We start from the raw sequence: 20,108 nt of genomic DNA, 5'->3' as shown, positions 1-20,108 counted from the left end.
AATACCCGCGCATTTCCCCGTTCGCCACGATGGCGCGAGACCGTACAAGAACCGGAGAAGGTCATGAATGGGAGTACCGTTGCTGAACGCGAGGCGGCCGGGCGTGCCGCGCGCGAGCGCTCGAAGCGTTCGAGCCACAAGGAAACCGGCACCATCAAGCGCGATCCGCTCGCACTGCTGCGCTCGAGCAGCGAAGGCCGCGTGCCGAACCTCGTGCAACTGCGCTACGGGCGCATGATCGTCTCGCCCTTCACGTTCTTCCGCGGCAGCGCGATCCTCCAGGCGCACGACCTCGCGGGTGTGCCCAACACCGGCATGACGATGGAGATTTGCGGCGACGCGCATCTGCTGAACTTCGGCGCCTTCGCTACGCCCGAGCGCCAGCTCGTCTTCGATCTCAACGACTTCGACGAGGTCGCGCCCGGCCCCTGGGAGTGGGACGTGAAGCGGCTCGTGGCGAGCTTCGTCGTGGCGGCGCGGCACATGCGCTACTCGCGCGGCGTGGCCGAGGAGCTGGTGATGACGGCGGTGACCAGCTATCGCGACCGGCTGCGCCAGTACGCGGAGTACGGCGCACTCGATCTCTGGTACGACAAAATCACCTTCGACCGCATGGTCGAAACCGCGCTCACGCCCGAAGGCCGTCGCCTGATCCGGCGCGGCATGGAGAAGGCCGCGAACCGCACGCACGAGAATCTGCTCGAAAAGCTCGCGGAGCGCGACGGCGACCACTGGACGATTCACGACGCACCGCCCGCGCTCTTTCACGTGCATGGCGTCAACACGCTGTTCGAACCCGAAGACGACTGGTTCGCGCTTGGCGACTGGCGCACGCTGATCGAGCCCATGTACGAGGCTTACGCGAAGACGCTCGCACCCGACCGGCGCGAACTGCTCGATCACTTCACGATTCAGGACCTCGTGTTCAAGGTGGTGGGCGTGGGCAGCGTGGGCACGCGCTGCCTCGTGATGCTGCTCGTCGATCATCACGAGAAGCCACTCTTCCTGCAAGTGAAAGAGGCGCGCCGCTCGGTCGTTTCGCAGTACTTCAAGTCGCCTTCGATCAAGCATGAAGGCGCGCGCGTCGTGCACGGCCAGCGGCTGCTGCAGGCGGCGAGCGATATCTTCCTCGGCTGGACCACGGGGCCCAACGGACGTCATTTCTACGTGCGCCAGTTGCGCGACATGAAGCTCTCGGTCGATCTGCAGCTGCTCGACAGTCCCCTGCTCTGCGGCTATGCGCGTCTGTGCGGCTGGGCGCTCGCGCGTGCGCACGCGAAGTCGGGCAGCGCCGCCATCGAAATCTCTTCGTACATCGGCCGCAGCGACCAGTTCGCGGAGGCGCTCACGGGCTACGCATTCAGCTATGCCGACCAGGTGGAGCGCGATTACGACGTGTTCCTCAAGGCCGCGCGCAGCGGCGCGATCGTCGCGCGCAGCGACGACGACATGGCCGCCGATTTTCGCGTATGAGCAAAGGCTGAGTCGAACCTGCAGGCCAAGGCCCAAGCGTGCTGCGGAACGCGCTATCCTTGCGCTTTTCTTTCATCGCGCCGCGCATGAGCCTCGTACGCATGCACGGCACGCGCCCCATGCGTCTACGTCATATCGAAGTCTTTCACGCGATCATGCGCACCGGCTCGCTGTCCAAGGCGGCCGAGCTGCTTTGCGTTTCGCAGCCCGCGGTCAGCAAGGTGCTCGCGCATGCGGAGCGCAGTGCGGGCCTCAAGCTCTTCAGCCGCGCGCACGGCCGCCTGCAGCCCACGCGCGAGGCCGAGTTGCTGTTCGCCGAAACGCAGAAGCTGCAATCGAACCTCGACAGCATTCGCGATCTCGCGCGCAATCTTGTGTTGCGTCCGCAAGGGCTGTTGCGCATCGGCTGTCTGCCGAGCCTCGGCATGAGCCTGATCCCTGCTGCCGTGCAGACGTTTCGCGCGGGCTATCCCGAGGTGTCGCTCAGGATCCAGACGCGCCACACCGCGGAACTGCTCAACGCGCTGCTCACACGCGAACTCGATCTGGGCGTCGCGCTCAATCCACCCACGCGGCCGGGCATTGCCGCGGTCGAACTGGCGCGCACGGCCGTGGTCTGCGTCGCGCCGCCCGACGACCCGACGCCGGAACACACGCCGCTCGCGTTGCGCGATCTGGTCGATGGCGAGTGGATCAGCATCGGCAACGTCGATCCGCTTGGCGAGGCGATCGGCAACCTGCTCGAAGCCGAAGGCGTGGACGACCGGCTCGCGGCCGTCGAGGCGCAGACGTGGCACGTCGCGCGCGCACTCGCGGCGCGCGGCATCGGCCGCGTGCTGCTCGACGAACTCAGCGCGCGCGGGGCGGGCGATCCGGTGTCGATCCGGCGCGTCGAACCGGCACTCACGGTCGGCGTGTTCGCGATGTGGCGCGAAGGCGGCATGGACTCGCAGGCAGGCAATGCGTTCGTGGAGGTGCTGCGCGGTTGCCTCTCCGCTACGTGCACGGCGTGAGAGCGCCAGGACACGGGAGCCAAGGCCGCAAGACGCGAGCCGGCACGGGCGCCGGTACAATCGCGCGCAGAGGGGAGCGTTGCTGTGCGTGCGTTTCATGCGAACGAACGAGAGATCCAGGGGAGACACGGTTGAAGCGCGAGTCGAAGCCGTTGGGTATCGTCAGAAGGCTGTGCGGCCACATGCGCTACGTCGCGCTCGCGAGCGCCTGCGCGTTTGCAGGCGCGGTGCATGCCGACGAACTGGAAAGCCCCACGCTGCGCAAGATTCGCGACACCGGCACGATCGTCATCGGCGTGCGCGAGGCCACCGTGCCGTTTTCCTATATGGCCGGCGGCGAGCACGCAACGGGCTACTCGTACGAGATCACTCAGCGCATCGTGGAGAACGTGCGCGAGACGCTCAAGCTCCCCGAACTCCGCGTGCGCGAACTCGTCGTCACGCCGCAGAACCGCATCACGCTCGTGCAGAACGGCACGATCGACCTCGAGTGCAGCACCACGACGCATACGCGCGAGCGCGAGAACGACGTCGCGTTCTCCAACAGCATCTTCGAGTACGGCGTGCGCATGCTCGTGAAGCGCGGCTCGCCGGTCAAGGACTTCGGCGATCTCGCGGGCCGTACGGTGGTCACGACGGCGGGCACGTCGGAAGAGCGCCTGCTGCGCCGCTGGAACATGGACCGCGCGATGAACATGCGCATCGTCGTCGCGAAGACTCACGGCGACTGCGTCGAAGCCGTGCGCTCGGGACGCGCCGTTGCCTTCGTGATGGACGAGCCGCTGCTGCACGCCGCGCTCGCGACCGGCTACGTGGCGAGCGAAACGCCGGGCGCGCCGGTCGAGCAAAGCGCGCGTATCCGGAACGACGCGCACGCTTTCGCGATCGTCGGCAGGCCGGCCAGGTCGGAGGTGTACGGCTGCATGTTCCGGCGCGGCGACACGGCCTTCAAGCGCATTGCCGACGACACCATCGCGAAGATGGAGCGCTCGGGCGAGGCGCTCGCACTTTACCGACGCTGGTTCGAGTCGCCCATTCCGCCCGCGGGCGTGAACCTCGACTATCCGATCTCGGAGCCGATGAAGGCGCTTTTCGCGAATCCTAACGACCAGCCGCTCGATTGAAGGCTCAACCGAAAGAAAGAGGCAACGATGAGTGATACGCAACAACGCAAGATCGCACTGGTGACGGGCGCGGGCAGCGGCATCGGCCGCGCGTGCGCGCAAAAGCTGCTGGCCAGCGGCTTCGCCGTCGTTTTGGCAGGCCGGCGGGCCGCGCCGCTCGAAGCGCTCGAGGGCGACGCCCGCGCGCGCGGCGAAGAAGCGCTGGCGGCGCCTTGCGACGTGACCGACGCGGCGGCCGTCGAGGCGCTCTTCGAGACGATCCGCACGCGCTACGGCCGGCTCGATCTGCTCTTCAACAACGCGGGCCGCAACGCGCCGGCCGTGGACATCGACGAGCTTTCCGTGGACGACTGGCGCGCCGTGGTCGATACGAACCTCACCGGTGTGTTCCTGTGCACGCGCGCGGCGTTCGGGCTCATGAAGCGGCAGACGCCGCGCGGCGGGCGCATCATCAACAACGGTTCGATTTCGGCGCACGCGCCGCGGCCGTTCAGTGCCGCCTACACGGCGACCAAGCACGCCATCACGGGCCTCACGAAAACCGTTTCGCTCGATGGCCGGCGCTACGACATCGCGTGCGGGCAGATCGACATCGGCAACGCGGCGACCGAGATGGCCGAGCGCATGGCGCGCGGCGTGCCGCAGGCGAACGGCGAAATCGCCGTCGAGCCGCTGATGGACGTGGAACTCGTGGCCGATGCGCTGCTGCACATGGCGCAACTGCCGCTCGAAGCGAACGTCCAGTTCATGACGATCATGGCGACGAAGATGCCGTTCGTAGGGCGCGGCTGAGCGCGCAGGCCGGGCGGGCGCTGTCGCACGCTCGGCCGCCGCGTCCCGTATACTGGCTGCTGAACCACCACGACGCCCGAGCGCCCATGTCTTTGCCCCCGCGTCCGGACGACGATCCGCGCCCCCAGCCGCCCGTATGCCCCGATAACGACGACTGCTGCCATAGCGGCTGCGACCCCTGCATCTTCGATCTGTACGACGAGGAGTTCGGCCGCTACCGCGCCGCGCTGGCCGCGTGGGAAGCGCGCGAAGCGGAACGGCAGGCGCAGGCGAAAGCCCCGCGCAAGCATCCCGCAAAGCCGGCTTCGCCAACGGCCGCGCCGTCGGGCGGCAAGCCCTCGCGCTGAACTGCATTGCTGCCTGCCGCCATGACCGAATCCATCCTCGTTCCCAATGCTCCCGTCCTCGACGCCGCCGCCCTCGACGCGCTGCAGGCGTTCGTCGAGCGCCATCCGCGCCTGTTCGTGCTGACGGGCGCGGGCATCAGCACAGATTCGGGCATTCCGGGCTACCGCGACGAGAACGGCGCCTGGAAGCGCTCGCCGCCCATCACGCTGCAGGAATTCCTCGGCTCCGAGAGCATGCGGCGCCGCTACTGGGCGCGCAGCCTGATCGGCTGGCCCACGGTGGGTCTCGCGCAGCCCAATGGCGCGCACCACGCGCTCGCGCGCCTCGGTGCGGCGGGCTACGCGCGCACGCTCGTCACGCAGAACGTGGACGGCCTGCATCAGCGCGCGGGCAGCCGCGACGTGATCGAGCTGCACGGCAGCATCGCGCACGTGCATTGCCTCGACTGCGGCGCGCAGTATACGCGCGCCTCGATCCAGCCGGAACTCGAGGCGCGCAACCCGGCCATCGTGGGCGCGAGCGCGGAACCCGCCGCCGACGGCGACGCCCATCTCGACTTCGACGGCGCGAACGCCTTCCACGTGCCCGCGTGCGCCGCGTGCGGCGGCATGCTCAAGCCTTCGGTGGTGTTCTTCGGCGAGAACGTGCCGCGCGAGCGCGTGGCGAGCGCCTCGAACGCGCTCGACGAGGCCGACGCCGTGCTCGTAGTCGGCTCCTCGCTGATGGTGTATTCGGGCTACCGCTTCTGCGCCTGGGCGCAGCAGCGCGGCAAACCCGTGGCCGCGATCAACATGGGCAAGACGCGCGCCGACCCGCTCCTCGCCCTCAAACTCGAAGCCCCCTGCGCCGCCGTGCTCGACGCGCTGGGCGCGCGCCTCGTCCCCTGACACTCCACGACCTCACGGAACCGACGACATGCTGACCACGCTAGCCGAACTCGAAGCGCACTACGGCACGCCGCACGAACGCGCGTTGCGCAAGGAAATCGATCACGTCAACGCGGATTACCGGCGCTTCATCGAAAGCTCGCCGTTCGTCGTGCTCGCCACGGGCGGCCCGGATGGCCTCGACTGCTCGCCGCGCGGCGATGCACCCGGCTTCGTGCGCATTCTCGACGAGCACACGCTCGCGTTGCCCGACCGGCCGGGCAACAATCGCGTGGACAGCCTGCGCAACGTGGTCGCTTCGTCGCAGGTGGGGCTGCTGTTCATGGTGCCGGGCGTGGGCGAGATGCTGCGCGTGAACGGGCGTGGCCGCGTGAGCACCGACCCCGCGCTCCTCGCGAGCTTCGCCGTGGATGGCAAGCCGCCGCGCTCGGTGCTCGTGATCGACGTGGAAAGCGTGTACTTCCATTGCTCCAAGGCCATCGTGCGCTCGAAGCTGTGGGACCCGTCGCACCACGTCGAACGCTCGCACCTGCCGAGCGCGGGCGAGATGCTACGCCGCGTGAATGAGGAGCAATATGGCGAGACGTTCGACGCCGAGACTTACGAAGCCGGTCTCGCCGAGCGCATCAAGACCACGCTGTACTGAGTGAACGCCGACTGAACTTCAACCAAACGCCGAAAGACCGCAAGACGATGAACGAACCGCAAGCCGTCCAACGCCTATCCGCGCCCGCCGCCGAGCGCAACGCCGCGCCGATCCTGGAGGTGCTGCGCGGCGCGCTGCCTGCGCGGGGCACCGTGCTCGAAATCGCGAGCGGCACCGGCCAGCATGCCGTCCACTTCGCGGCCGCGTTTCCTGACCTCGCGTGGCAGCCGAGCGACGCCGACGCGCGCGCCCGCGCCTCGATCGAGGCCTGGCGCGAGCACTCGGGTCTCGCCAACCTGCGTGCGCCGCTCGATCTCGACGTGTGCCGCGAGCCCTGGCCGATCGACGGTGTGGACGCCATCGTCTGCATCAACATGATTCACATCGCGCCGTGGGAAGCGGCGCAGGCGCTCATGAAAGGCGCGGGCGCGCGCGTTGCTACGGGCGGAGCGCTCGTGCTCTACGGGCCGTACCGGCGCGAAGGCGCGCACACGGCGCCGAGCAACGAGGCCTTCGACGCCGACTTGCGCGCGCGCGACCCGTCCTGGGGCGTGCGCGACATGGAGGAAGTGGAGGCGCTGGCGCAGGCGCGAGGCTTCACATGCGAAGCGCGCGTGCCGATGCCCGCGAACAATTTCAGCCTGGTGTTCCGAAAACAGTAAGCGAGGTCGGCAAACGTCCGGCGCGCATGCGCGCGTTCGCGCAGCGCCGCTACGTTTCCCTTATGCTTGCACGGTTGGCGCCCCGTTGCGGCGCCGTCAATGAATGAAGTGGAGAAACAACATGAGCAAACAGCCAATCGGCGTTGTAGGTCTGGCCGTGATGGGTAGCAATCTGGCGCTCAACATCGAAAGCCGCGGCCACGCGGTCTCGGTGTTCAATCGCAGCCGCGCCCGAACCGACGAGCTGATCGCCGAGTATCCGGATCGCAAGCTCGTGCCGGCGTACACGCTCGAAGAGTTCGTGGATTCGCTGGAAAAGCCGCGCCGCATTCTGATGATGGTGAAGGCCGGCGCGCCCACCGACGACACCATCGCCGCGCTCAAGCCGCTGCTGGAGAAGGGCGACATCCTGATCGACGGCGGCAATACGCACTTCACCGACACTATCCGCCGCAACCAGGAACTCGCGAAGTCGGGCCTGCACTTCATCGGCACGGGCGTGTCGGGCGGCGAGGAAGGCGCGCTCAAGGGTCCGTCGATCATGCCGGGCGGCCAGCGCGATGCTTACGATCTGGTTGCACCGATCCTCACCGAAATCGCCGCGAAGGCGCCGACGGACGGCGAGCCGTGCGTGGCCTACATGGGCCCGGACGGCGCGGGCCATTTCGTGAAAATGGTGCACAACGGCATCGAGTACGGCGACATGCAGCTGATCGCCGAAAGCTACGCGGTGCTCAAGCAGGTGCTCGGCCTCTCGAACGAAGAACTGGGCAAGGTCTACACCGAATGGAATGAAGGCGAGCTCGACAGCTATCTGATCGAGATCACCTCGAAGATCTTCGGCAAGAAGGACGAGGAAACCGGCAAGGATCTCGTCGACGTGATTCTCGACCGCGCCGCACAAAAGGGCACCGGCAAGTGGACGAGCCAAAATGCGCTGGATATCGGCGCGCCGCTGCCGCTCATCACCGAAGCCGTGTTCGCGCGCGTGCTCTCGTCGCTCAAGACGCAGCGCGTGGCCGCGAGCAAGGTGCTTTCGGGCCCGGACGCGAAGCCGTTCTCGGGCGAGCGCAAGGCGTTCATCGAGTCGGTGCGCCGCGCGCTGTATTTCTCGAAGGTGATTTCGTACGCGCAAGGCTTCTCGCAACTGCGCATGGCTTCCGACGAGTACAAGTGGGACCTGCAATACGGCACGATCGCCAAGATCTTCCGCGCGGGCTGCATCATCCGCGCGCGCTTCCTGCAGAAGATCACGGACGCCTACGCGAAGGACCCTCAGCTCGATAACCTTCTGCTCGATCCCTATTTCCGTGACATCGCGGCCAACTATCAGTCGGCGCTGCGCGACGTGGTGATCCAGGCGGTAAGCGCGGGCGTGCCGGTGCCGGCGTTCTCGTCGGCCATTGCGTACTTCGACGGCTACCGCTCGGAGCGCGTGCCCGCCAACCTCGTGCAGGCACAGCGCGACTTCTTCGGCGCACACACGTTCGAGCGCATCGACAAGCCGGGCAGCTTCCACGCGGACTGGTCGTAAGGTCGCAAGACAGAAGGCCGCATTGTCGTTGCGGTCTTTGTTGGAATCGTAAGGTGAGTCCGCAGGGCTCACCTTTTTTTATTACCGAAATCGCAATGGTGTTTTGACGAATAAGGGTTTTCCCTAGCGTGATCGGACGCCTACACTGTAATCAATCGCTGACGAACACGGTGTTCTGAAGCGGAAATAAAACAGATGGAGGTCCGATCATGAACAAGCTTATCCCCGCAGTTGTCGTTGCCGCCGCGCTTGCCATCCCGGCAATCTCGTTCGCCCAATCGAGCGAACAAGGCCTGACCCGCGCCCAGGTGCGTGCGGAACTGGTTCAACTCGAGCACGCTGGCTACAACCCGTCGGCTGACCATGTGAACTACCCGGAAAACCTGCAGGCCGCGCAAGCGCGCGTGACCCAGGAAAAGCTCGCCGCCGGCGACACCAGCGGCTACGGCGCTCCGGCGGTCGGCACGTCGCAGTCGGGTGCCGCGGTGCAACCGGCGCAAGTCGCCCCGAACCAGCGCATTTACTTCGGCCACTAAGCCCTGACCGAACGGAACCGCTTCAGGCGGTTCCGGCAAGCTACCCCCTGTAGTGAGTTGTCGCTGTACGCAGTCAGTTGTTGCAGCAGAAGTAAGCAGTGAGTGCACTAGAAGTTGCAGTTGCAAGACGCAGTGAGTGGTTGCAGTAGAAGGTGCAGTTCGCAGTGTGCAGTTGCAGTACGCAGTACGCAGTAGGTGAGTTGTTGCAGTCAGGAAGTACGCAGAGAGCAGAAGGTAGTTGAAGTTGGCTGGCGCAGTGAGAGGTGCAGCCGTGCAGTAGCAGAACGCAGTAGGCAGTACGTTGTTGCAACAGGCAGTCCAGCACGGGCCGGTTCTCCACCGGCCCGTACTTTTTTGTGGCGCGCTTTGTCCATATCTAAGGACGCCATACCGAACATTGACGGGTCCGAACGTCACTCCTATGATCGGGCGGCAGTTTCCCTGAAGTTGCCCCGCTACAGGAGACGCCCCGCCATGACCCGCTCCCCCCGCAAGCCCTTGCGCAGTCAGGCCTGGTTCGGCAAAGCCGACAAGGACGGCTTCATCCACCGCTCGTGGATGAAGAATCAGGGCATCCCACACGACGCGTTCGACGGCCGCCCCGTCATCGGCATTTGCAATACGTGGTCGGAACTCACGCCGTGCAACGCGCATTTTCGCGAACTCGCGGAGTACGTGAAAAAAGGCGTGTACGAAGCCGGCGGTCTGCCACTCGAGTTTCCCGTGATGTCGCTCGGCGAATCGAACTTGCGGCCCACCGCAATGCTGTTTCGCAACCTCGCCTCTATGGACGTCGAGGAGTCGATTCGCGGGAATCCGATCGACGGCACGATTTTGCTCGTCGGCTGCGACAAGACCACGCCGGCCTTGCTGATGGGCGCAGCGTCGTGCAACTTGCCCGCGCTCGCCGTCTCCGGCGGCCCAATGCTCAACGGGCGTTTCCGGGGCCATGAGATCGGCTCGGGCACGGGGGTGTGGCAAATGTCGGAGGAAGTGCGCGCGGGAACAATGTCGCAGGCCGAATTCGTCGAAGCGGAGTCGTGCATGAACCGCTCGCGCGGCCACTGCATGACCATGGGCACGGCGTCCACGATGGCCTCGATGGTCGAATCGCTGGGCATGGGGCTGCCCCACAATGCGGCCATTCCCGCTGTCGATGCGCGCCGCCAGGTGCTCGCGCAACTCGCCGGGCGGCGCATCGTCGAGATGGTGCGCGAGGACCTCACGATGTCGAAGATCCTCACCCGCGCGGCGTTCGAAAACGCGATCCGCACCAACGCGGCCATCGGCGGCTCGACCAACGCCGTCGTGCATCTGATCGCGCTCGCGCGGCGCATTGGCGTGCCGCTTTCGCTCGATGACTGGGAACTCGGCTCCGATGTTCCGTGCCTCGTGAATCTGCAGCCTTCCGGCCATCATCTGATGGAGGACTTTTATTACGCGGGCGGTCTGCCCGCGGTGCTGCGGCAACTGGGCGAGCAAGGGCTGCTGCATCGGGACGCGTTGACGGTCAACGGTAAAACCCTCTGGGAAAACGTGGCCGACGCGCCGAACTACAACCCCGAAGTCATCACCTCGTTTGCGCAGCCGTTCAAGCCCAAAGCCGGCATCGCCGTGCTCAAGGGCAACCTCGCGCCCGACGGCGCGGTCATCAAGCCTTCGGCCGCCACGCCGGCGCTGTTGCGGCATCGCGGCCGCGCGGTGGTGTTCGAGAACGTCGAGGAACTGCACGCGAAGGTCGACGACGCATCGCTCGATATCGACGAGCACTGCGTCATGGTCCTCAAAGGCGCCGGACCCAAGGGCTATCCGGGTTTCGCCGAGGTCGGCAATATGCCGCTGCCGAAGAAGGTGCTGCAAAAGGGCATTACCGACATGGTGCGCATTTCGGACGGCCGCATGAGCGGCACGGCGTATGGTGCGGTCGTGCTGCACGTGTCGCCCGAAGCGGCGGCGGGCGGCCCGCTCGCGCTCGTGCGCACGGGCGACATGATCGAGCTGGACGTCGCGGCGCGGCGCCTGCATCTGGAAGTCTCCGACGCAGAACTCGCGCGCCGCAAGACCGAGTGGACGGCGCCCGACCTGCCCGAGCGCGGCTATTACCGGCTTTACGTCGAGCACGTGCTGCAGGCCGACAAGGGTGCGGACCTGGACTTTCTGGTCGGCGCGAGCGGCGCGGCCGTGCCGCGCGACTCCCACTGATCGCGCAGGAGCACACGATGAGCGCGCCAGCCAAATCCGCCGGTGCGATCGCCGGCATCTACCCGATCCTCTATGCGTACTTCGATCGCGATAACCGCCTCGACCGCGCCGCCATGCGGCGCCAGGTCGAAGCGGCCGTGCGCGGCGGCGCGCCGGGCATTGCGGTGCTCGGGCTCGCGACCGAGGTCAACAAGCTTTCGCGCGCCGAACGCGAGCAGGTGATTGGCTGGGCGCAGGAGGACAGCGGCGGCGCGTTGCCGCTCGCCGTCACGGTGAGCGGTCCCACGGTTCAGGCGCAGCGCGAATTCGCGCAACACGCGATCGAACGCGGCGCGGCATGGCTAATCCTCCAGCCTCCCGTGCGCGCTCAAGGTGAGCCTGCACATTCCGAATCGTTCTATTTCGACTTCTTCGCTGACGTGATGGCAGGGCTCGACGTGACGGTCGGCATACAGAACGCGCCAGAGTATCTGGGCGTCGGGCTCTCGCCGGGCAGTTTGCGCGCGCTTGCCGCGCAATGCCCGAACTTCCGCGTGCTCAAGGGCGAAGGCCCGGCGGTGACGATCGCCGAAACGATCGCGCAGATCGGCGACCTGATGCCCGTGCTCAACGGCCGCGGCGGCCTGGAATTGCTCGACAACCTGCGCGCCGGCTGTGCGGGGATGATCGTCGCACCGGACTGCTTCGACTGGCAGCAGCAGGTCTACGCCGCGTATTGCGCAGGCGATCTCGAGCGCGCGCAAGCCCTGTACCAGCAGGTGCTGCCCGCCATCGTCTTCGTCATGCAGTCGCTCGATACGCTGATTTGCTACGGCAAGCGCATTGCGGCGTGGCGCATGGGCATCGACGTCGACTATGAGCGCGACGTGAAGCTGGCGCCGAGTAGTTTCGGCCTCGAAGCCGCCCGGCGATTCGCGCGGCAGCTCGGCCCGCTCGCGTGATCAGCGCGCATGCAGATGGGGCACGCCCTCGCTCGTCGCGACCTTGAGCTGATGCAGCGCCCGGTGCGCCTTGTTCAACTGGGCCTGCGCGGCAATGCGCTGCGCCTCCAGCTGAGCGACGTCCTTTCGTATCTGGTGCTGGCGGCCCGTCACCGTCTGCTCTTGTTCCGCGTGGCGCTGCAGATCCACGCGCAGGCGTTCGGCCTGGGCTTCCGACTCCTCGATCTGCCGTGTGAGCTCCGCATTTTGCGCGACGAGTTGCACGCGGCGCGTTTCGCCGTCGGCGAGGCGCGTGGCTTGCTCCTGCATCAGGTGAAATGCCGAGCCGGCCGCGTCGAGGTCGTTGGCTTTCAGCGCGCGCCACAGTACGCTTTCCTGATGGAGCGCGACGAAGTAGCCGAGCGTGGGCGGATGGAAGAAGAGGCTGACGGTATAGGCGAAGCAGCGATAGACGCGGAAGGTCAGGAGCTCGTCGGCAGCGTGGAGCGCTTCGAATGCGGCGCCGTCGGCGATCTGCACCGGGCGGCCATTGAGGTGCGCGGGCATGACCGGCACCGGATGGAGTGTGGACACTGGCCGAGGCCCGCCGGCGCCTTCGGGCTGCACGGCTGCGCCTGCGGAAGGCTCCCCGCGCGACTCGACCTCGACGGGAGCCTCGGGCGGCGTAACGGTGGGTTCGGGCGCGGATTGCGAGACGCGGCTCGCGGCTTCGCTTGCGACGGCGCGCTGCGTGGCGGCATCATGGGCGACGGCCAGGATTCGTGATGGCGCGCCAGAGAGCGCGGTGTTACGGCGGTTCAGAATGGATTTCACGGCGGTTCCCCCAGTTTGGCGCGCCAAAAACAAGGCGCTCCGCGCGCGGCAGCGTGGCACACGGGCGCCGGCGCGCAGGCAAATGGGGCGGGCGATGCGGGTAGGGCGCCGTCCGCTCCGGGTTCGCGTACTAGTGAAGCAGGCGAGGCCGGCGTGCGATGTCGTCGAAGAGCGCACGGCCGGGCTCGAGCGCGAAAAGCCAGGTTTCGTCATAGCCGCTCAGCGTATCGAGCGCGTCGCGCAAGCGCTCGATGACTACGGCGGGAATTTCCACGGACGCCTCGGTGGCGCCGGAAAGCCGTGCGATGCTGGCGTGCTGGACCAGTTCGTCGGCGGCTTCGGCCACGTCGGCCGCAAAGACGAGATGGTTGTTCAACAATTCGACGAGGCCCGGCGACGACGTGACATCTTCGACGTTGAGCTGCAGCGAAAGAAAGGTGGCTTTGTTCATTCTCGGATCCCTCAGGGCCATGGGACTGCAGCGAGAGGCCTTTCATCTGATTATCGGGTGACGCGTGAACCAGTATAGGCGTAGACCCGCGCAAACGCAGGCCGGGCGAGCATGCCGGCGAAAAAAGGCGGCTGGAGCATGAACGATATAATGGGGGACGTTCGCCATTTCCGGCTTATTCCGTCTTCATTCGCGCGGAAGGTGGCGCGCAAGCGAACGCCTGCGGCCCGCCGCGCACTCCACATGCGTATTTTTGCGTCATACGCGAGGACCAAGCGAGGAACAGCAAGATGAATCGACAACGGCGAAACCCGGGCGCGTATGCGGCGCTGGCCGCCCTCACGCTCGTCTGCAGCGCCTGTAGCAGTACCTTCGCGCCATGGGAATCCCAAAGCGCCCCCCCAATGTCCACGAGCGGCGTGCCCGCGGGCTACTACCGCGTCAATCCGGGCGACACGCTCTCGCGCGTCGCCGGGGCCTTCGGCCAGCGTCCCCAGGACATCGCGAGCTGGAACCAGCTGCCTTCCGCCAACGCCCAGATCCTGCCAGGCCAGGTGCTGCGCGTCGCGCCCCCGCCCAACTACGCAACGGCTGCGCCGCAGGCGCAGATGCCTGGCGGCGCACCGGCCGCCGCTGGCGTAGCCATGCCCGCACCCGTTGCGCCGGGCATCGCGCTCGCGTGGCCTGCGCGCGGGCCGATCCTGCAGCGCTTCGTGCCGGGCAAGTCCACTGGCATCGTGATCGGCGGCTCGCCCGGCGAGGAGGTCAAGGCCGCCGCCGCCGGCCGCGTGGTCTACGCGGGTACGGGTATCGAGGCCTATGGGCCGCTGGTGATCATCAAGCACAACGACCAGGTCGTGACGGCCTATGGCCGCAACGGCAAGCTGCTCGTGAAGGAAGACGACGCCGTGTCGCAAGGCCAGCCGATCGCGGAAATGGGCACCGGCGGCGTTCAGTTCGAAGTCCGTAGCGACGGCAAGCCCGTCGATCCGCTGCCGCTGCTCGCGCACTAGCCACGGCGAAAGCGCGCTCCGCGCCCGGCCCGGCATTGCGCTGGGCCGCCGTTTGAAAATACACTCGATGGTTCCACGCCGCGCGGCGCGCGCCCGACCAGGCGCGCGCCCGTGCGTCCCGCGCGTGCTTCAACCACGAGGATTTCATCGCAATGATCGACCTGCGCAGCGACACCGTCACCCGTCCGAGCGAAGCCATGCTCGCCGCCATGACCCGCGCCGAAACCGGCGACGACGTATGGGGCGACGACCCGACCGTGCTGCGCCTGCAGGCGCGCGTGGCGCAAGAGGCGGGCAAGGAGGCGGGACTCTTCTTCCCGAGCGGCACCCAGAGCAACCTCGCCGCGCTGATGGCGCATTGCGCGCGCGGCGACGAGTACATCGTCGGCCAGGCGGCCCACACCTATAAGTACGAAGGCGGTGGCGCGGCCGTGCTGGGCAGCATCCAGCCGCAGCCGCTCGACAACGCCGAAGACGGCTCGATCCCGCTCGAGCGCATCGCTGCAGCGATCAAGCCGTTCGACGACCATTTCGCGCGCACGCGTCTGCTCGCGCTCGAAAACACCATCGGCGGCAAGGTCCTGCCGGCGGATTACGTCGCGAAGGCCACACGGCTTGCGCATGAGCGCGGCCTCGCCACGCACCTCGACGGTGCGCGCGTGTACAACGCGACGGTCGCCTCGGGCCAGCCGCTCGAGGCGCTCACGGCGGGCTTCGACTCGGTGTCGATCTGTTTTTCGAAGGGGTTGGGCACGCCGGTGGGATCGGTGCTGGTCGGCAGCCGCGCGCTCATCGACGCTGCGCATCGCTGGCGCAAGGTGCTGGGCGGCGGTATGCGCCAGTCGGGCGTGCTCGCGGCCGCGTGCCTTTACGCGCTCGATCACAACGTCGCGCGTCTCGCCGACGACCATGCGAACGCCGCGCGTCTCGCAGCCGGTCTCGCGCAGATCGATCAGGTGAAGGTGATGTCGCAGGCGACGAACATGGTGTTCGTGCAGTTCCCGCAGGAGCACTGCGCGCCGCTGGAGGCATATCTCAAGGAGCGCGGCATCCTCACGCAGATGCTGTACGCGTCGCGCTTCGTCACGCACCTCGACGTGACGGCCGCCGATATCGACACGTTCGTGGCGGCGGTGAAGGGCTACTTCGCGCGATAAGCCGGTAGACGGGCTGGCGAAGGCGCGCTTTTCCCGCGTGCCTTTGCGTCAGACTTCAGCCGTCCGCACGGACCGCATCAATCGCATCACCCGCGCTGCACCGCCCGGTGCGACGGCGCGAAAAGCCGCAGCCCGCTCGCAATGGCCGCCGCGCCCGCAAAGGCGCAGCCAAGGCTTAAGGCGAGCGTCGGGCCGTGCCGGCCCACGATCTGGAAGCACAGCGCCACCAACGCAGCGCCCGTAGTCTGCCCGAGCAGACGCGAGACCGCGACGGTGCCGCTCGCGCCACCGCTGCGCTCGGGCGGCGCGCTCGCCATGATCGCCCGCAGGTTCGGCGACTGAAAAAAGCCGAAGCCCGCGCCGCAGATCGCCATCCGCACGACAATGTCAGTCACCGTGGGGTGCGCGGGCAGCAGCGCCAGCGACGCCATGCCGGCCGAGAGAATGGCGAGCCCGATCGCACCGAGCAGGCCCGGCGGATAGCGGTCGGAGAGGCGCCCCGCAATGGGCGCGGCGGCGGCCACGACCACGGGCCAGGGCGTCATCAGGAAGCCGGTCTCCACCTGGCTGCGCATCAGCACGGTTTCGAAATAGAACGGCAGGGAGACGAACGCGAGGCCCTGCGCCGCGAATGAGCAGATCGCGGTGACCGACGAAAGCGCGAAAACCGGCCGGCGGAACAGATCCACGGGCAGCATGGGCGCGGGATGGCCGGCTTCGCGCCGGATCAGCAGCGCGCCGAACACCAGCGCCACGACGGCCGCAATGCCCACTTCGATGCCGGGCGCGCGCTGCGCGGCCTCGCCGAGCGCGAAGATCAGCGCCGCGAACGTAATCACATTGAGCACCGCCGCGACGGGATCGAAGGCGTGCTTGCCGCGCGCCGTCTGCGGCAGCGCGGGTAGCGCGAACACGAGCGCGAGCACGCCGAGCGGCACGTTGATCGCGAAGAGCCACGGCCAGGTGCCCGCGGAGAGGATCAGCGAGGCCATGGTCGGACCCACGGCGAACGAAACGCCCACGATCAGCGCGTTCATGCCGAGCCCGCGCCCGAGCCGGTGCGGCGGGTAGAGAAAGCGGATCAGCGCCGTGTTCACGCTCATGATGGCGCTCGCGCCGAGCCCCTGCAGCACGCGCGCCCCGGCGAGCGCGGTCAGCGTGGGTGCGAGCGCGCAGGCGAGCGAAGCGACCGTGAAGATCGCAAGGCCGCTGATATAGATACGCCGGTGGCCGATGATGTCGCCGAGCGCGGCGAGCGGCAGCAGCGTGGCGACCATCGCGAGCTGGTATGCGTTGATGATCCACACCGAGGCGGCGGGGGCCGCGTGCAGGTCGGTGGCGATGGCCGGCAGCGCGGTGTTGGCGATGGCGGTGTCGAGCGTGGCGAGCGCAACGGCGAGCATCACCGCGCCCATGGCGCGGCGGTTCTTCGCGGACATGGGCGCGTCGGGCGGCTCGATATCGCTGGTGTTGCGGGTTTCGCGCGCCGCGGAAAAGGTTTCGGACAAGACAGTCTCGGGCGGATGGACGATGAAGGCTGCGGCGCGGGCCGCGCGGACGAATTTTGCGATTGTTACAGAGCCCGCCCGGTTCTGCAGGGGAAGCCTCAGGGCGTGGGGTGACTGTAAGGCCTTGGGTAGCACTCGATCGTTCATCACGGCTCAGCAATCGCAACTAACCGCCAAGCCCGTCACGCGCAGACGTGACGCCGCGCTGCGCGCGCGCAACCCACCGCATGGCAAGGGATCGAGGCGGACGGCGGGTTCCGCGTGGCCGGCGGCCGTGCTCCGTGCCCGGCTGGCGCGCCGCCGCACGCCATTTGAAAATGCACTACTCTGCAAATTGATCTGCGCTCGCTGGCGAGCGGTGCCGGCCTTTTGCGCCGCGGCGCCGACGCGTCATTGTCCCGTTCCGTCACGTGCGGCGCAGGCCCAGAACAACCGCGCGCCCTGCACCTTTTATGGGCGCGCCGCCATTTCCGGCGCATTGCATGGGACCGCACCAGGCGCTCGTTGCCAGGTGCGGTCGACAGGAGTCAGTAGATGACAGCCATCGGTCTCGAGTTCGATCAGTTGCAAAGCAGCGTCGAAGCGCTGCGTCGTTCCCTCTCCAATCGCCTGATGTACGGTGTCGGCAAGGACGCCGTGACAGCCCGTCCGCAGGACTGGCTGCATGCTGCGGCGCTCGCCGTGCGCGACCGGCTCGTCGAGCGCTGGATGATCACCACGCGCCGCCAGTACGACCAGGACGTCAAACGCGTCTATTACCTGTCGATGGAATTTCTCATCGGCCGCACATTCTCGAACGCGCTGATCGCGCTCGGCATCCACGACCAGATGAAAGAGGCGCTGGCGAGCGTGGGCGTCGACATGGACACGGTGCTCGACTACGAGCCCGACGCGGCGCTCGGCAACGGCGGTCTCGGCCGGCTCGCGGCGTGCTTTCTCGATTCGATGGCGACGCTCGGCATTCCGGGTTTCGGCTATGGCATTCGCTATGACTACGGCATGTTTCGCCAGCAGGTCGTGAACGGCGAACAGGTCGAAGCGCCCGACTACTGGCTGCGCTATGGCAATCCGTGGGAGTTTCCGCGGCCCGAGGTCCAGTATCCCGTTCGATTCGGCGGGCGCACCATGCAGCGCAACGGCCATGTGGAATGGGTCGACACGCAGCACGTGAACGCCATGGCCTACGACACGGTGATTCCCGGCTACGCCACCAGCGCGACCAACACGCTGCGGCTATGGTCCGCGCGCGCGGACGAAGAACTCGACCTCTCGGCGTTCAACCAGGGCGACTATCAGCGTGCGGTGGAAGCGCGCAACATCTCCGAGAACGTCTCGCGGCTGCTCTATCCCGACGACTCGACGATGGCCGGGCGCGAACTGCGTCTGCGCCAGGAGTACTTCTTCGTCTCCGCGACGATGCAGGACCTGATTCGCCGCTACCTGCGCACGCACAGCACGTTCGGGCGCTTCTCCGAAAAGGTCGCGGTGCACCTGAACGACACGCACCCGGTGCTGGCCATTCCCGAGCTGATCCGTCTGCTCGTGGACGTGCATCATCTGCCGTGGGACGAGGCGATGGGCCACGTGCGCCGTGTGTTCTCGTACACCAACCACACGCTGATGCCCGAAGCGCTGGAAACCTGGGACGTCGAACTATTGGCGCGCCTCTTGCCGCGCCACCTCGAAATCATCTTCGACATCAACGCCGCGTTCCTGCGCGAAGCGAGCGACCGCGGCGCGCACGACCTCGACCTGATCCGCCGCATCTCGCTCGTGGACGAATACGGTCAGCGCCGCGTGCGTATGGCCTATCTCGCGATCGTGGCGAGCCACAAGGTGAACGGTGTCTCGAAGCTGCACTCGCAACTGATGACGCGCGATATCTTCGCCGACTTCGCGCGTCTCTTTCCCGACCGCTTCACGAACGTGACCAACGGCATCACGCCGCGCCGCTGGCTCGCGCAGGCGAGCGCGCCGCTCGCGCGCCTCGTGGACGAAGCGATCGGGCCGCGCTGGCGCAGCGATCTCTTCGAGCTGGGCGCGCTGCGCAAACTGCGCGGCGACGCGTCGTTCGAAGCCGCGTTCCGTGCGGCCAAGCGCAGCAACAAGGTGCGCCTCGCACATCGCGCCCTGCAGCGCACGGGCATCGTCTTCAATCCCGACGCGCTGTTCGACATGCAGGTCAAGCGCATTCACGAGTACAAGCGCCAGTTGCTCAACGTGCTGCACGTGATCACGCGCTACAACCGCATTCTCGAAGCGCCGGAGCGTGACTGGGTGCCACGCGTCGTGCTGTTCGCGGGCAAGGCCGCGTCGGCGTACCGCATGGCGAAGATGATCATCCACCTCATCAACGACGTGGCCACGAAGATCAACAACGATCCCGCAGTGGGCGATCGGCTCAAGGTGGTGTTCGTGCCGAACTACGGCGTGAGCGTGGCCGAGGCGCTGATTCCCGCGGCGGACCTGTCCGAGCAGATCTCGACCGCGGGCACCGAAGCGTCGGGCACCGGCAACATGAAGCTCGCGCTGAACGGCGCGCTCACCATGGGCACGCTCGACGGCGCGAACATCGAGATCGGCGAGGCCGTGGGGCAGGACAACATTTTCATCTTCGGCCACACGTCCGACCAGGTCGATCAGCTGCGTTGCGCGGGCTACCGGCCGCGCCAGGTCTACGAGGAAAACGCCGAGCTGCGCCGCGCGCTCGACCAGATCCGTATGGGCTTCTTCTCACCGCACGATTCGGCACGCTACACGGACATCTTCCACACGCTCGTGGACTGGGGCGACCACTACCTCGTGCTGGCCGACTACTCGGCCTTCATCGAGGCGCAGGACGCCGCCGACCAGCGTTTCCTGGACGTCCCCGCGTGGACCGCGAGCGCGATCGAAAACGTGGCGGGGATGGGGAAATTCTCGTCAGACCGTGCGATCGCGGAATACGCCCGAGATATCTGGCACGTGAAGTCGATCGAGATGGAGTGAGGGGCGAGCGCCCGCGGTGC

The 20,108-nt window shown here is 66.9% G+C and carries 18 protein-coding genes; 15 read left to right on the top strand and 3 right to left on the bottom strand.

The window, feature by feature from the left end; genetic code table 11:
• Positions 1-63: 63 nt before the first annotated feature.
• The 12 genes from AB4Y43_RS13940 (at position 64) to AB4Y43_RS13885 (ending at position 12,158) form a co-directional block, all read left to right on the top strand.
• Positions 64-1,473: a DUF2252 domain-containing protein gene (locus tag AB4Y43_RS13940; protein WP_368728026.1), complete on the top strand. Its 1,410-nt coding sequence runs from the start codon at positions 64-66 to the stop codon at positions 1,471-1,473.
• A gap of 119 nt (positions 1,474-1,592) precedes the next feature.
• Positions 1,593-2,486: a LysR substrate-binding domain-containing protein gene (locus AB4Y43_RS13935; protein ID WP_342947162.1), complete on the top strand. Its 894-nt coding sequence runs from the start codon at positions 1,593-1,595 to the stop codon at positions 2,484-2,486.
• Between the two features lie 182 nt (positions 2,487-2,668).
• Entirely contained in the window at positions 2,669-3,610 is a 942-nt protein-coding gene (locus tag AB4Y43_RS13930; protein ID WP_368728044.1) for a transporter substrate-binding domain-containing protein, read from the top strand.
• A 27-nt stretch (positions 3,611-3,637) separates the two neighbouring features.
• A complete protein-coding gene (locus tag AB4Y43_RS13925; protein ID WP_368728025.1) occupies positions 3,638-4,402 on the top strand; it encodes an SDR family oxidoreductase in 765 nt (254 codons plus the stop codon).
• 86 nt (positions 4,403-4,488) lie between these two features.
• On the top strand, positions 4,489-4,749 hold the full coding sequence (locus AB4Y43_RS13920) for an oxidoreductase-like domain-containing protein (protein ID WP_368728024.1): 261 nt from the start codon (positions 4,489-4,491) through the stop codon (positions 4,747-4,749).
• A 21-nt stretch (positions 4,750-4,770) separates the two neighbouring features.
• Positions 4,771-5,637, top strand: a complete 867-nt coding sequence (locus AB4Y43_RS13915) for an NAD-dependent protein deacetylase (protein WP_368682493.1) — start codon at positions 4,771-4,773, stop codon at positions 5,635-5,637.
• 28 nt (positions 5,638-5,665) lie between these two features.
• Positions 5,666-6,283, top strand: a complete 618-nt coding sequence (locus AB4Y43_RS13910) for a pyridoxamine 5'-phosphate oxidase family protein (RefSeq protein ID WP_342946783.1) — start codon at positions 5,666-5,668, stop codon at positions 6,281-6,283.
• A gap of 47 nt (positions 6,284-6,330) precedes the next feature.
• Complete coding sequence (locus tag AB4Y43_RS13905) at positions 6,331-6,945, top strand: DUF938 domain-containing protein (RefSeq protein ID WP_368616618.1); 615 nt, start codon at positions 6,331-6,333, stop codon at positions 6,943-6,945.
• Between the two features lie 121 nt (positions 6,946-7,066).
• Entirely contained in the window at positions 7,067-8,479 is a 1,413-nt protein-coding gene (gndA, locus tag AB4Y43_RS13900) for an NADP-dependent phosphogluconate dehydrogenase (RefSeq protein ID WP_368605441.1), read from the top strand.
• A 209-nt stretch (positions 8,480-8,688) separates the two neighbouring features.
• A complete protein-coding gene (locus tag AB4Y43_RS13895) occupies positions 8,689-9,015 on the top strand; it encodes a DUF4148 domain-containing protein (RefSeq protein WP_201697350.1) in 327 nt (108 codons plus the stop codon).
• Positions 9,016-9,489: 474 nt separating this feature from the next.
• Complete coding sequence (locus AB4Y43_RS13890) at positions 9,490-11,217, top strand: IlvD/Edd family dehydratase (protein ID WP_368728023.1); 1,728 nt, start codon at positions 9,490-9,492, stop codon at positions 11,215-11,217.
• Between the two features lie 17 nt (positions 11,218-11,234).
• Entirely contained in the window at positions 11,235-12,158 is a 924-nt protein-coding gene (locus AB4Y43_RS13885; protein ID WP_368728022.1) for a dihydrodipicolinate synthase family protein, read from the top strand.
• On the opposite strand, the gene AB4Y43_RS13880 is transcribed toward AB4Y43_RS13885, so the two are convergent.
• Together AB4Y43_RS13880 and AB4Y43_RS13875 are read right to left on the bottom strand one after the other, a co-directional pair.
• Positions 12,159-12,971, bottom strand: coding sequence for a DUF2968 domain-containing protein (locus tag AB4Y43_RS13880; protein ID WP_069261647.1), 813 nt, complete (start codon positions 12,969-12,971; stop codon positions 12,159-12,161).
• 130 nt (positions 12,972-13,101) lie between these two features.
• A complete protein-coding gene (locus AB4Y43_RS13875) occupies positions 13,102-13,422 on the bottom strand; it encodes a hypothetical protein (protein ID WP_069261648.1) in 321 nt (106 codons plus the stop codon).
• 290 nt (positions 13,423-13,712) lie between these two features.
• Between AB4Y43_RS13875 and AB4Y43_RS13870 the strand changes: the two genes are divergently transcribed.
• Positions 13,713-14,435 carry a peptidoglycan DD-metalloendopeptidase family protein gene (locus AB4Y43_RS13870; RefSeq protein WP_342946779.1) on the top strand — a complete coding sequence of 241 codons (723 nt, stop codon included), beginning with the start codon at positions 13,713-13,715 and terminating at the stop codon, positions 14,433-14,435.
• A 152-nt stretch (positions 14,436-14,587) separates the two neighbouring features.
• The gene (gene ltaE, locus AB4Y43_RS13865; RefSeq protein WP_368728021.1) at positions 14,588-15,592 is read left to right on the top strand and encodes a low-specificity L-threonine aldolase; all 1,005 of its coding nucleotides are present in this window, start codon (positions 14,588-14,590) and stop codon (positions 15,590-15,592) included.
• An 86-nt stretch (positions 15,593-15,678) separates the two neighbouring features.
• Here ltaE and AB4Y43_RS13860 read toward each other — a convergent pair whose 3' ends face one another.
• Complete coding sequence (locus tag AB4Y43_RS13860; RefSeq protein ID WP_083245022.1) at positions 15,679-17,031, bottom strand: MFS transporter; 1,353 nt, start codon at positions 17,029-17,031, stop codon at positions 15,679-15,681.
• Between the two features lie 603 nt (positions 17,032-17,634).
• Between AB4Y43_RS13860 and AB4Y43_RS13855 the strand changes: the two genes are divergently transcribed.
• Positions 17,635-20,088 (top strand): glycogen/starch/alpha-glucan phosphorylase, encoded by a 2,454-nt coding sequence (locus AB4Y43_RS13855; RefSeq protein ID WP_368728020.1) that lies wholly within the window; start codon positions 17,635-17,637, stop codon positions 20,086-20,088.
• The last annotated feature ends 20 nt before the right edge of the window (positions 20,089-20,108 follow it).

The sequence above is a fragment of the Paraburkholderia sp. BR10872 genome (assembly GCF_040965835.1).
In the GTDB taxonomy this organism is placed as follows: Bacteria; Pseudomonadota; Gammaproteobacteria; order Burkholderiales; family Burkholderiaceae; genus Paraburkholderia; species Paraburkholderia nodosa_A.
The sequence above is the reverse complement of the archived record's forward strand: the minus strand, read 5'-3'. Positions and strand labels throughout refer to the sequence as shown.